This window comes from Pseudomonas palleroniana, from assembly GCF_003031675.1.
Lineage (GTDB): Bacteria > Pseudomonadota > Gammaproteobacteria > Pseudomonadales > Pseudomonadaceae > Aquipseudomonas > Aquipseudomonas palleroniana.
This window is the reverse complement of the sequence record NZ_PYWX01000029.1, coordinates 140,174-153,186: the sequence shown is the minus strand read 5'-3', so window position 1 is coordinate 153,186 and position 13,013 is coordinate 140,174. Positions and strand designations below refer to the sequence as shown.

Sequence of the window (13,013 nt, the reverse complement as noted above, 5' to 3'; positions counted from 1 at the left end):
GCCCCTCATGCTGCAGAACATTCCCACCCATGTGATTGCCGGGCCATTAGGGGCCGGCAAGACCAGCTTGATCAAGTATCTGCTTGCCCAGCGCCCGGCCAACGAACGTTGGGCCGTGTTGATCAACGAGTTCGGACAGATCGGCCTGGACGCCGCTTTGCTCACCCAGGAGGACGATGGCATTGCCCTGGGTGAAGTGGCCGGAGGCTGCCTGTGTTGTGTGAACGGTGCACCTTTCCAAGTGGGCCTGGGCCGTTTGCTGCGTAAGGCCAAGCCGGATCGCTTGTTTATAGAGCCCTCGGGCCTGGGCCATCCGGCGCAATTACTCAAGCAACTGCGGGACGCGCCCTGGCAGCAGGTGTTGGCGGTGCAACCCTGTGTGCTGGTGCTGGACGCCCAGGCGTTGGCGGCGGGCAAAGTCTTGCCCGAAGCGCAACGAGAAACACTGGCCCATGCCGGCCTGCTGGTCCTGAACAAGGATGAGTCGCTGGATGCCGCTCAGCGCACGGCTATTGAACGACAACTGCCCGGCTACCCGCTTTACTGGACCCGGCAGGCGCAACTGCCGTTGGCGCAATTGCCAGGCTTGAGTTCAAATGCGACGACGGTTGTGGATAACATCCCAATGCCCATCCGTCTTGCGCAGATCCCGACCGTCTGGAACGACCCCGCGCAGCCTATTTGCCTGAGCCAATCTCAAGAGGGCGGCTGGAGCATCGGATGGCGCTGGCACCCTAGCCAGCAATTCGATACGCGGCGCCTGGATCAATGGCTGGCAAGCCTCGAATGGCGTCGTGCCAAGCTGGTTATCCACAGCGGCGAAGGCTGGGTTTCGGCTAACGCTGTGGATAACAGCCCGCTCAGCTGGCAACCCAGCGAATGGCGGCGCGATTCACGCCTGGAACTGATTTTCAGCGAACCACAGGACGTGGCCGCGTTGCAGCATGCGCTGGCCGCCTGCCGTCAGTGACGGTGTTTGGTGGCATGGTCCTGACGCCACTGGCTCAGCTCAATCACCTCGGCGCTGGGCAGGGGAGTCTTGATCTCGAACGGGTAGGGCGCCAGTTCGATCTGGGCGCTGTGGGCGCCAAACTGGGTAATGGTCCCAGGATGACGGGTTTCTCCGGTCACGGTGAACTCGAAGTTATAGATGCGTGCCAGACGCCGCCGTCCGTTGGCATCCTTCACAAAACCGATGCGTTTCAACGCCACCGCGCCATCGAGCAGTTCGATGTCGAGCTTGGCGCAATGCTGTTTGACCCGTTCCAGCGCCCGCTCGCGCAGGCCGTGGTTGTGCCATACCCAGGCGGCACCGGTCGCCAGCAGCATCAACACAAAGATGTTTCCCAGGGTCAGCATGCGATGAACTCCAACAAAGTGAGAGCAGCTTAACTGTGTCGCTGGTCTGTCGTACAGGCTGCGTTTAGTCGCATACTGCCCGGCCAGAATTTCAATGGCTTTACGGAAATATCCCGCATGAAACGCACACCTCATCTGCTTGCGATCCAGTCTCATGTGGTCTTTGGCCACGCCGGAAACAGCGCCGCCGTGTTCCCCATGCAGCGGGTCGGGGTGAATGTCTGGCCGCTCAACACGGTGCAGTTCTCCAACCACACTCAGTATGGCCAGTGGGCAGGAGAAGTGTTGGCGCCACAGCAAATTCCGGCGCTGGTGGAAGGTATTGCCGCGATTGGTGAGCTGGGTAACTGCGACGCGGTGCTGTCGGGTTACCTGGGCAGCGCCGCTCAGGGGCGTGCGATTCTCACGGGGGTGGCGCGCATCAAGGCCATCAACCCCAGGGCCCTGTACCTGTGCGACCCGGTGATGGGGCATCCGGAAAAAGGCTGCATCGTGCCTCAGGAAGTCAGCGATTTCCTGCTCGATGAAGCCGCTGCCATGGCAGATTTCCTGTGCCCCAACCAACTGGAGCTGGACAGCTTTGCCGGGCGCAAGCCGCAATCGCTGTTCGACTGCCTTGGCATGGCCAAGGCGTTGCTGGCGCGGGGGCCGAAAGCGGTGCTGGTCAAGCACCTGGATTATCCGGGCAAACTCCCGGATGGCTTCGAGATGCTGTTGGTGACGGCGGAAGGTAGCTGGCATTTGCGCCGGCCGTTATTGGCTTTCCCGCGCCAGCCGGTGGGGGTGGGCGATCTGACGTCCGGGCTGTTCCTGGCGCGGGTGTTGTTGGGCGACAGCCTGTTGGCGGCCTTCGAGTTCACGGCGGCAGCGGTGCATGAAGTCCTGCTGGAAACCCAGGCCTGCGCCAGTTACGAGTTGGAACTGGTGCGAGCCCAGGATCGTATCGCTCATCCACGGGTGCGCTTCGAGGCTACATCGATCGGGCTGTGATCAAGCGTCAGCCTTGATTTCCTGGTAGCGCTTTTCCAGCTCCTGGCGGATCTGCCGGCGCTGCTGGGCCTGCACGAACCGGCGTTTGTCTTCGCTGTTCTGTGGCTGCAGCGGCGGTACGGCGGCAGGTTTGCGCTGGTCGTCCACGGCTACCATAGTGAAGAAGCAGCTGTTGGTGTGACGCACCGAGCGCTCACGGATGTTCTCGGTCACCACTTTGATGCCCACCTCCATTGAGGTGTTGCCGGTGTAGTTGACCGAGGCGAGGAAGGTCACCAGCTCGCCGACATGGATCGGTTCGCGAAAAATCACTTGGTCGACCGACAGCGTGACGACATAGCGCCCGGCATAGCGGCTCGCGCAGGCGTAAGCCACTTCGTCGAGGTATTTGAGCAGGGTGCCGCCGTGGACATTGCCTGAGAAGTTGGCCATGTCAGGGGTCATCAATACCGTCATCGACAGCTGGGCGTTTCCGGGTTCCATAGCACACTCACGGGTTGTAGGCATCGGTTGGGGGGCACCTCTGCGGGTGCTGAAATCTTTGCAGCGTTCTCCCTAACGGGACGCCGGTGGGCGGCTTGCCGTCACGCCGGGACCGATCTGTTTCCATATATTGCACCGGCTTTCTGTCGGAAGTCGCGGTGTTAACCTTCAAAAGCCCATCTCAGGGCATTTCTTACGATCAAGGCAGACTTTTCCCTCCGCACTTTGCGACAGTTCAAAGGCGCGGGTGGAAGTGGGAAAAGCGCCGGTACCCTCAAGGAGCCCCTCGCCATGCACGCCATCAGCTTTATCCAGGATCTGGCCGTGATCATGCTGGTGGCAGGGGTTGTTACCATCCTGTTTCATCGCCTCAAGCAGCCGGTGGTGCTGGGTTACATCGTCGCCGGCTTCATCATCGGCCCGCATACCCCGCCGTTCGGCCTGATTCACGACGAAGACACCATCAAGACCCTTGCCGAGCTGGGGGTGATCTTCCTGATGTTCTGCCTGGGCCTGGAGTTCAGCCTGCGCAAGCTGTTCAAGGTGGGCGCCACGGCGTTTATCGCAGCCTTCCTGGAGATCATCCTGATGGTCTGGATTGGCTACGAAATCGGCCGCTGGTTTGACTGGAACACCATGGACTCGCTGTTCCTCGGCGCGATCCTGGCGATCTCCTCGACCACCATCATCGTCAAGGCGCTCAATGACCTGAAGATGAAAAACCAGCGTTTCGCCCAGTTGATCTTCGGTGTGCTGATCGTCGAAGACATTCTTGGCATCGGCATTATCGCCTTGCTGTCGAGCATTGCCGTCAGTGGCACAGTCAGTTCCGGTGAGGTGTTCTCCACCGTGGGCAAGCTTTCACTGTTCATGATTGTGGCGCTGGTCATCGGCATTTTGCTGGTGCCACGCCTGCTGGCCTACGTGGCCCAGTTCGACAGCAACGAAATGCTGCTGATCACAGTGCTGGGCCTGTGTTTCGGCTTTTGCCTGCTGGTGGTCAAGCTCGAATACAGCATGGTGCTGGGGGCGTTCCTGATCGGTGCGATCATGGCCGAATCCAGGCAGTTGCTTAAGATCGAACGCCTGATCGAGCCTGTTCGCGACATGTTCAGCGCGATTTTCTTTGTAGCCATCGGCCTGATGATCGACCCCCAGATCCTGCTGCAGTACGCCTGGCCGATTGCGGTGATCACCGTAGCCGTGGTGCTGGGCAAGATGCTTTCCTGCGGCATGGGCGCCTTTATCGCCGGCAATGATGGGCGCACTTCCTTGCGGGTGGGCATGGGGTTGTCACAAATTGGCGAGTTTTCCTTCATCATCGCGGCGCTGGGGATGACGCTTCAGGTGACCAGCGATTTTCTGTATCCGGTGGCAGTGGCGGTGTCGGCGATCACCACGCTGCTTACGCCGTACTTGATTCGCGGGGCCGACCCACTGTCGTTGAAGCTTGCTGCGGTGATGCCCAAGCGCCTGGGCCGGGTGTTCGGGATGTATGGCGAATGGTTGCGCAGCATTCAGCCTCAAGGGGAAGGCGCGATGCTGGCGTCGATGATCCGCAAGATCATCCTGCAGGTGGGAGTGAATCTGGCGCTGGTGGTGGCGATCTTCTTCGCCGGCAGCTTTTTTGCGGTACGTATCGGTGGGTATCTGCAGGGTTGGATCAGTGATCCGAGCTGGCAAAAGGCATTGATCTGGGGGGGAGCACTGCTGCTGTCGTTGCCGTTTTTGATTGCGGCGTATCGCAAGCTCAAGGCGCTGTCGATGTTACTGGCAGAGATGAGCGTGAAACCGGAGATGGCCGGGCGGCATACCCAGCGTGTACGACGGGTGATCGCCGAACTGATCCCGATCCTGTCGTTGCTGGTGATCTTCCTGCTGTTGGCAGCCTTGTCGGCCAGTATCCTGCCGACCAACAAGCTACTGGTATTGATCGCCGTGGTCACCGCGGCGGTGGCGGCGGTGCTCTGGCGGTGGTTCATCCGCGTGCATACGCGGATGCAGGTCGCCTTGCTGGAGACGCTGGATAACCACAAGGATACGCCGGAGCACTAGAGGTCAGGCAACGGGGCTCAGCTTTCCAGCCACACGTCCCGTGCCCAGTGCCACACCGACTCCCAGGTTTCTTCGGTGACGAGTTCTTCTTCGCCGGACCACAGCACCACGGTGCCGTCTTCTTCGACGCAGTAGTAGTCGTCGCCGTCCTGGCAGATCGGAATCAGGCTGCGGTCAACCCCGGCATCCCAGGCGTTTGCGGCCACGTCGGGCAGGTAGGTATGGGATTGCGGGTCAGTCACGGTCACGGGTTCCAGGCTGCCGTACACCACGTCGCTGACGGTCAGCAGGAATTCGCGGAAGACAAACGGGATATCGATGAACAGCTGTTCCTCGATTTCCACCAACAGGTCTTCGTCAGGCAGTTCCAGAGGAACCGGGACCGGTTCATTGGCTTCACGCAATTGTTCGATGATTTCTTCCACGGCCGGGATCCTCTTGCTAGTTGGCGCGGTTTATAGAGGCGTTTTATACAGTAGCTCGCTATAAGTGCAACCGTGAAATAGAAAACCCCGGAACAGGTCCGGGGTTTTATTACCAAGTGCTCAAGCGCGCAGTTATCAGCCGTTCTGGCGAATACCTGCGACCAGCCAAGGCTGGTTGTCGCCTTGGGCGCGTTCCATGTTCCAGCTTTCGCTGAACACTTCGCCCTGGTCGAAACGCGAGGTCTTCGACACGCCGCTGAAGGTCAGGGTGGCGATGGTCTTGTCGGCGCGATCATCCACACCGTCCAGCTGGACGCGCAGGTCGTCGATGTAGGTCGACTGGAAGCCGTCGCCCAGATCGGCGCGTTCGCGCTTGAGGAACTCCAGCAACTGCGGGGTCACGAACTCGGCGATCTTGTCCATTTCGTTGGCGTCCCAGTGTTGCTGCAGGGACTGGAAGTGGTTGCGGGCAGCTTCGACGAAGCGTTCTTCGTTGAACCAGGCGGGGGCATTGATGACCGGGCGTGCGGACGCAGGAGCAGCCGAACCACCGAAGATCGAACCCATGGCAGGTTTTTGTTCGAACACTTCACGCTGCATCGGCGCGCCGGCTGGAGCCAGGTGCTCCTGTTGCTTGCGTCGACGAGCGGCGATAAAGCGGAAGATCACAAAGGCGATGACCGCCAGGATCAGGATGTCGAAAATCTGCATGCCCTGGAAGCCGCCACCCATGAACATGGAGGCGAGCAGGCCGCCGGCGGCGATACCGGCCAGAGGGCCCAACCAGCGCGAAGCACCGCCGGCCTTGGCAGCAGCGCCCGCGGCACCGGCTGCACCAGCGGTTGCGGCAGCGCCGCCCATGCCGCCGGCGGACGGAGCCATCTGGCTGGTCTGGTGAGTCGGTGCCGAGCCCATGCTTTTGCCGCCACCGAAGCGTTTGGCGTTGGCGTCGAGGCTCATCGTCAGGCCGATGCACAACGCCATGGCGATGCTAAGAAAACGTTTCATAAAGGGAATTCCCATTTGTGGATTGCACGCGCGCCATGTTGCACAGGTGTCGTGACAGTGGCTAGCGACATAATGTTTCGGGCTTTTGCGTAAGACCGATTCCGAAGGGTCTGTAGGACTAGTTACAGATATTGGCCCGCAACGCCGAAAAACAAGGGAGGGCCAGGACTCCTCACACCGATCGTTCCCACGCTCCGCGTGGGAATGCCTCATGTGACGCTCCGCGTCACGACCTGAACGGCGGACGCAGAGCGTCAGGGCTGCATTCCCACGCAGAGCGTGGGAACGATCAGACGGCTTCGAGCTTCGCGTAACCCATCATCAGCCACTTGCTGCCTTCGGCGAAATTCACCTGTACCCGTGCCTGGGCGCCGGCGCCTTCGAAGTTGAGGATCACGCCTTCGCCAAAGATCGCGTGCCTGACCTGCTGGCCAAGGCTGAATGGTGTTTCCGGAATGTCCGAACCGGCAAACATGCTGCTGGAGTTCTGCTGCTGGCCGCCGCCGAACGGGCGGCTGACGCTGTTGGACAGGCGCACTTCCTGAACCAGGCCTTTGGGCACTTCACGTACGAAGCGCGACACCTTGTTGTAGGTCTCGCTACCGTAGAGGCGTCGAGTCTCGGCGTAGGTCATCACCAGGTTCTGCATCGCGCGAGTGATGCCCACGTAGGCCAGCCGGCGTTCTTCCTCAAGGCGACCGGGCTCTTCCAGGCTCATTTTGTGCGGGAACAGGCCTTCTTCCATGCCCACCAGGAACACATAGGGGAACTCCAGGCCCTTGGCGCTGTGCAAGGTCATCAACTGGATACTGTCTTCATGCTCATCGGCCTGGGTATCGCCGGCCTCCAGCGAAGCATGCCCAAGGAAAGCGGCGAGCGGCGTCAGCTCTTCGTCTTCCTCGGTGTTTTCGAAGGCGCGGGCGGCGCTGACCAGTTCCTCAAGGTTTTCTACCCGAGCCTGGCCTTTCTCGCCTTTCTCCGCTTCGTGATAGGCGATCAGCCCGGATTGTTCGATCACGGTCTGGGTCATCAAGTGCAGCGGCATGTCGGCACACTTGGCGGCCAGGTTCTCGATCAGCTCGACAAACACGCCCAACGCGCTGGCGGCGCGGCCGGTGAGGCCTTTATTGGCGATCAGCAGGCGCATGGATTCCCACATCGACACATCGGCATGGCGCGCATGGTCGCGAATCGCTTCGACGGTTTTTTCGCCGATGCCACGGGCCGGGATATTGATCACCCGCTCCAGCGCCGCATCGTTGCCACGACCTTCCAGCAGGCGCAGGTAGGCCATGGCATTCTTGATTTCCGCGCGCTCGAAGAAGCGCTGGCCACCATAGATGCGGTACGGGATACGCTCGCGCAGCAAGGCTTCTTCGAGTACCCGCGATTGGGCGTTGGAGCGATACAGAATCGCGATATCGCTGCGTGCCAGGCCGGTTTTCAGCGCGCTTTCGATGGTTTCCACCACGTAGCGGGCCTCATCGTGCTCGTTGAACGCGGCGTACAGGTTGATCGCCTCGCCTTCGCCTCCATCGGTCCACAGCTCTTTGCCCAGGCGCCCGGTGTTGTTGGCGATCAAGGCGTTGGCGGCCTTGAGGATACCGGCGGTGGAGCGGTAGTTCTGCTCCAGGCGGATGGTGACCGCGTCCGGGAAGTCTTCGGAATACTGGTAGATATTCTCGATTTTCGCGCCACGCCAGCCGTAGATCGACTGGTCGTCGTCACCGACCACCATCAGGCTGTCGCCACCTTTGGCCAGCAGGCGCAACCACGCGTACTGCACGGCGTTGGTGTCCTGGAACTCGTCCACCAGGATGTGGCGGAAGCGTTTCTGGTAATGGGCCAGCAAGCCTGGGTTGTCACGCCACAGGTCAAGGGCGCGCAGCAGCAGTTCGGAGAAGTCGATGACACCGGCGCGCACGCAGGCCGCCTCGTAGGCTTCATAGATACTGCGCATGGTGGCCAGGAACAAATCGCCGCTGGCCTGGATATGTTGCGGGCGCAAGCCCTCGTCTTTCTGCCCGTTGATGAACCATTGCGCCTGTCGCGCCGGCCAACGCTGTTCATCGAGGCCCAGTTCACGGATCACCCGCTTGACCAGGCGTTGCTGGTCGTCACTGTCGAGGATCTGGAAGGTCTGGCTCAGGCCTGCTTCCTGCCAATGTGCCCGCAACAGGCGGTGCGCCAGGCCGTGGAACGTGCCCACCCACATGCCGGCCGGGCTGATGCCCATCAACTGCTCGATGCGATGGCGCATTTCGGCAGCGGCCTTGTTGGTGAACGTCACCGACAGGATGGAATGCGGGGACGCGTTCTCGACCTGGATCAACCAGGCGATACGGTGCACCAGCACTCGGGTTTTACCGGAGCCAGCACCGGCCAGGACCAACTGACGGCCAACGGGGGCCGCTACGGCCTGGCGTTGGGCATCGTTGAGGGAGTTCAGCAAAAGAGAGAGATCATCGCGCATCGGCGCATTCTAGGGTGCTGGGGGGAGACGGGCAAATCCCAATGCCGGGTGGTCGATGCAATGTGTCAGGCGCGGCGACGACCGGCTGTCATTGCGCCGCTGGTGATGACCGGTTGGTCATGGGCCGCAACCCGCGCAGCGTCTCGCTCAAGCTGTGCGGCCGCGATCTTTGCACACAAACATCGAGCGGCTTTTATGACATGGAGCAGTTTGGCCCACGCGTTTGCTTGTGTATGCTCCGTCGACGTTTCGGGCTCACCATTACAAGAACACTGCCTATGACCCTCAGCACCGACCTGCCTGGCACCTCGGCGGCGCCCGCACAGGTCATCCGTAAAGACTATGCAACCGAGATGGCGGTAGAGCGCACGCGTCTGCTGTATCAGGGCTCGCTGCTGCCCACCTTATTAATGCTGGTCAACGGCCTGGTCTGTGCCTGGCTGTTGTGGAGCCCCAAGCTGTACGTGCTGGACAGCATCTGGCTGGTCTGGTTGCTGGCCCTGGTGGCGATGCGCGTCATTCAGGTGGCGGCCTTCGAGTCAGCCATGCCCAGCCGCCAGGCCCAGCCGATCTGGCAGCGCATGTTCATGCTCGGCTCTACAGTCAGCGGCTTGACCCTGGCCATCGCCGCCATTGCGCTGGTGCCGGCAGACAGCTTTATACAACAGGCCTGGGTGTTCGGGCTGCTGGGGGCCGCAGCGTTGTCGGCCAGCGTGGCCTATGCCGTGAGCCTGCCGGCGTTTCTGTCGTTTGCCATGCCGTGTCTGGTGCCGACCATCCTTTATCTGTTCTGGAGCGGTGGCCCGCAGCAGCAAGGCTGGGGTGTGCTGGGCCTGATCCTGCTGGCGTCCTTGAGCCTGGTCGCCTGGCAGGTCAACCGCCTGATCCAGCGCGGGTTGCTGCGACGCTTCCAGAACCAGGCCCTGATCGAGCATCTGCAGCAGGCACAGCAACGCAGTGAACAGTTGAATCAGGAACTGGTACGCGAAGTCGAACAGCGCCGTCAGGTTGAACAGGAATTGCGCGACGCCCAGGCCGGCCTGCAAGACCGCGTGGCACAACGCAGCCAAGAGCTGGACGCCGCCAGCCTTGCCCTGGACAAGAGCGAAGCGCGCCTGGCCATGGCCTTGCAGGCCAGCGAGCTGGGCCTCTGGGACTGGAACCTGCAAACCGACGAAGTCCATCACACCCAGCTCAAAGAGCTGTTCGGGCTGGAGCCGGAGTACGTCACGGCGATGCTCAGCCATCTGAAGCCGCGCCTGCACCCCGAGGATCTGCCGCTGCTCAAGCGTGCCTTGGTCGAACACCTGAAAGGCCGCAGCGAGGACTATCAGGTGGAATATCGCGTGCGTCACGGCGACGGCCATTGGGTGTGGATCGAAGACCGGGGTCGTGCGGTGGAGTGGGCGCCCAGCGGACGGGTAACGCGCATGCTCGGCACTCGTCGTGATATCACTGCCGGCAAGGCGCTTGAAGAGCAGCAGCGCCTGGCTTCAACGGTATTCGAGGCCGCCAGCGAAGGCATTGTGATTCTCGACCCGGATTATGTCTTGATCGCCGTGAACCAGGCGTTCAGCCGTGTCACCGGCTTCGAAATCGACGACATGATTGGCCGTAACGTTGTGGAATTACCCAGCAGCCGCGATGCGCGCCGTCACTTCCCGGTGATCCGCCAGGCCCTGCTCAGCCACGGCACCTGGCAAGGTGAACTGGTGGAAACGCGCAAGAACGGCGAGCTGTATCCGCAGTGGCTACAGCTGAATGTCGTACGTGATGTGCGTGGAAAAGTCAGTCATATCGTGGGCTTTTTCGCCGATTTGTCGGCGCGCCGCGAATCTGAGGAGCGCATGCGCTACCTCACCCATTACGATGAATTGACCGGCCTGGCCAACCGCTCGCTGTTCCGCGAACGCCTGCGTGAGGCCCATGCGCGGGTGCGCCAGGGCGGGCGCAGCCTGGCGCTGCTGCATATCAATCTGGATCGCTTCAAGCTGCTTAACGACAGCCTGGGCCATGAAGTCGCCGACCAATTGCTGCAAAAAATGGCACGCCGCTTGATCAACGCATTGCCCGAGGCCGATACCATTGCGCGGCTGTCCGGCGACGAGTTTGCAGTGCTGTTCGATGCCTACGGCAACCTGTCGAGCCTGGCGCGGGTGGCCACGCGTCTGCTGGCCAAGCTGCGGGTGCCGGTGACGGTGGAGGGGCACGAGCTGGTGGTCAGTGCCTCGATGGGCGTCAGCCTGTTGCCGGATAACGCGCGGGAAATTTCCGCATTGGTCAGTCAATCGAACATGGCCATGCAGCATGCCAAACACTTGGGCGGCAATAACTTCCAGTTCTATACAGACAGCCTGCAAGCCAGCACCCTGGAGCGATTGCAGCTGGAAAACCAGCTGCGCAAAGCCATCGACGAGCGTCAACTCACGGTGTTCTACCAACCGAAACTGTGCCTGGCCACTGGCACCCTGAACGCCGCCGAAGCACTGGTGCGCTGGGAGCATCCGCAGTGGGGCATGGTGCCGCCGGGGGACTTTATCGGTTTGGCTGAAGAGACGGGTTTGATCGCGCCACTGGGCGAATTCGTGCTGCGCCAGGCGTGCTGGCAAGCGTGTGAGTGGCAGCGCCAGGGCCTGGCGCCGATCCGGGTGTCGGTGAACCTGTCGGTGCACCAGTTGCGCCATGGCAAGCTGGTCAGCCTGGTGCGCCAAGTGCTGGAAGAAACCGGCCTGGACCCGCAATACCTCGAGCTGGAACTGACCGAAAGCCAGCTGCTCGACAGCGTCGAGCACATCATCGCGACCTTCCAGCAACTGCGTGACTTGGGGGTGAAACTGGCGATCGATGACTTCGGTACCGGTTATTCGTCCCTCAGCTACCTCAAGCGTATCCCGGTGGACTACGTGAAGATCGACCAGGCATTCATCCGTGGCCTTGGCCAAGGTCGTGAAGACGCCGCGATTACCCGTGCAATCATCGCCATGGCGCACGGGCTGTCGCTCAAAGTGGTGGCGGAGGGTGTGGAAGACCAGCAGCAGCTTGATTTCCTGCGCGCGGAGCGTTGCGATGAAGTGCAGGGCTACCTGATCAGTCGGCCGATGCAGGCGCAGGGGCTGGCGCAATTGTTACGGAAAAATGCAGATTCTCCTTGGCGACCGTGAGAGCGCCTTTATGGCTACCAAAGTAGCTGCCCTTTGATTCAAAGGGCAGCAGGGCGATTTAGTGATGCATCGGACGGGCAAAACGACAATTCTTGTAGTATAACTACAAGCTTGCTACATCCCTGGCGTCTGCCAATAACAAGAGTCCTGCCCTTTGAACCTGTTGCAACATATCGCCCAGTCGCGCCACCTGTTACGCAAATCGGAACTCAAGGTTGCCGATCATGTGCTGCTTGATCCTGCGGCCGTGATGCACAGTTCCATGGCCGACCTGGCCCACAGCGTGGGCATCAGTGAGCCGACCATCGTGCGCTTCTGCCGCGCTATCGGTTGCTCGGGGTTCCAGGACTTGAAACTCAAGTTGGCCCAGAGCCTGGCGGCCGGTGCGAGCTTCGGGCAGTTTGCGATCCATGAAGATGACTCCGTCGCCGACTACAGCCTGAAAATTTTCGACACCACCTTGCACACGTTGATGGAAGTACGCGAGAAGCTCGACCCGGTAGAGCTGCAAAAGGCGGTGACCGCCATGTCCCAGGCCCAGCGTGTCGAATTCTATGGTTTTGGTGCATCCGGCGCCGTAGCGGCTGACGCCCAGCACAAATTCTTTCGTCTGCTGCTGACTGCCGCGGCCTACAGCGACCCGCACATGCAGGCAATGTCGGCGGTGACCTTGAAGCCTACCGACGTGGCGATCTGCATCTCCCAGTCGGGCCGTTCCAAAGACCTGCTGATTACCGCCAACCTGGTGCGCGAAAGCGGCGCCTCGCTGATCACCCTGTGCCCGAGCCAGACACCATTGGCGGAGTTGTCCACGGTCAACCTGGCGATCGATGTGCACGAAGACACCGAGATCTACACCCCGTTGACCTCACGTATTGCTCACCTGGTGGTGATTGACGTGCTGGCGATGGGCGTGGCGATGGCGCGTGGTCCGAGCCTGGTCAACCATCTCAAGAGCGTGAAGCGCAGTTTGCGCAGCCTGCGTCTGTCGCCCAAATCCGTCAAAGCCCTGGACGACTAGAAGCGGTATGCAGATTCAAATGTGGGAGGGGGGCAAGC

General features: G+C 60.9%; 10 protein-coding genes. 5 read left to right on the top strand and 5 right to left on the bottom strand.

The genetic code is table 11. From position 1 onward, the window contains the following. Positions 1-7 precede the first annotated feature (7 nt). Positions 8-970 (top strand): CobW family GTP-binding protein, encoded by a 963-nt coding sequence (locus C9383_RS09160; RefSeq protein ID WP_090367876.1) that lies wholly within the window; start codon positions 8-10, stop codon positions 968-970. Here C9383_RS09160 and C9383_RS09155 read toward each other — a convergent pair. After that, a complete protein-coding gene (locus tag C9383_RS09155; RefSeq protein WP_060756613.1) occupies positions 964-1,359 on the bottom strand; it encodes a DUF3301 domain-containing protein in 396 nt (131 codons plus the stop codon). The genes C9383_RS09160 and C9383_RS09155 overlap by 7 nt on opposite strands. A gap of 117 nt (positions 1,360-1,476) precedes the next feature. Between C9383_RS09155 and pdxY the strand changes: the two genes are divergently transcribed. Then, positions 1,477-2,349, top strand: a complete 873-nt coding sequence (gene pdxY / locus C9383_RS09150) for a pyridoxal kinase PdxY (protein WP_090367878.1) — start codon at positions 1,477-1,479, stop codon at positions 2,347-2,349. Here pdxY and C9383_RS09145 read toward each other — a convergent pair whose 3' ends face one another. Continuing rightward, positions 2,350-2,832, bottom strand: a complete 483-nt coding sequence (locus tag C9383_RS09145) for an acyl-CoA thioesterase (protein WP_016978672.1) — start codon at positions 2,830-2,832, stop codon at positions 2,350-2,352. It lies immediately after the preceding gene. Positions 2,833-3,123: 291 nt separating this feature from the next. Here C9383_RS09145 and C9383_RS09140 point away from each other — a divergent pair, with 291 nt between their 5' ends. Continuing rightward, positions 3,124-4,887 carry a cation:proton antiporter gene (locus C9383_RS09140; protein WP_090367880.1) on the top strand — a complete coding sequence of 588 codons (1,764 nt, stop codon included), beginning with the start codon at positions 3,124-3,126 and terminating at the stop codon, positions 4,885-4,887. A 17-nt stretch (positions 4,888-4,904) separates the two neighbouring features. Here the strand turns inward: C9383_RS09140 and C9383_RS09135 are convergent, their stop codons facing one another. The 3 genes from C9383_RS09135 to uvrD all read right to left on the bottom strand — a co-directional run bounded on the left by C9383_RS09135 (position 4,905) and on the right by uvrD (position 8,793). Beyond that, on the bottom strand, positions 4,905-5,312 hold the full coding sequence (locus tag C9383_RS09135) for an SMI1/KNR4 family protein (protein WP_034129154.1): 408 nt from the start codon (positions 5,310-5,312) through the stop codon (positions 4,905-4,907). A gap of 135 nt (positions 5,313-5,447) precedes the next feature. Further along, the gene (locus C9383_RS09130) at positions 5,448-6,320 is read right to left on the bottom strand and encodes a Tim44 domain-containing protein (RefSeq protein WP_060756617.1); all 873 of its coding nucleotides are present in this window, start codon (positions 6,318-6,320) and stop codon (positions 5,448-5,450) included. Between the two features lie 289 nt (positions 6,321-6,609). Beyond that, positions 6,610-8,793, bottom strand: a complete 2,184-nt coding sequence (gene uvrD / locus C9383_RS09125; protein WP_060756618.1) for a DNA helicase II — start codon at positions 8,791-8,793, stop codon at positions 6,610-6,612. 278 nt (positions 8,794-9,071) lie between these two features. Here uvrD and C9383_RS09120 point away from each other — a divergent pair, with 278 nt between their 5' ends. Next, on the top strand, positions 9,072-11,954 hold the full coding sequence (locus C9383_RS09120) for an EAL domain-containing protein (RefSeq protein ID WP_090367882.1): 2,883 nt from the start codon (positions 9,072-9,074) through the stop codon (positions 11,952-11,954). A gap of 154 nt (positions 11,955-12,108) precedes the next feature. Continuing rightward, complete coding sequence (gene hexR, locus C9383_RS09115) at positions 12,109-12,975, top strand: transcriptional regulator HexR (RefSeq protein WP_003177007.1); 867 nt, start codon at positions 12,109-12,111, stop codon at positions 12,973-12,975. Positions 12,976-13,013: the final 38 nt, after the last annotated feature.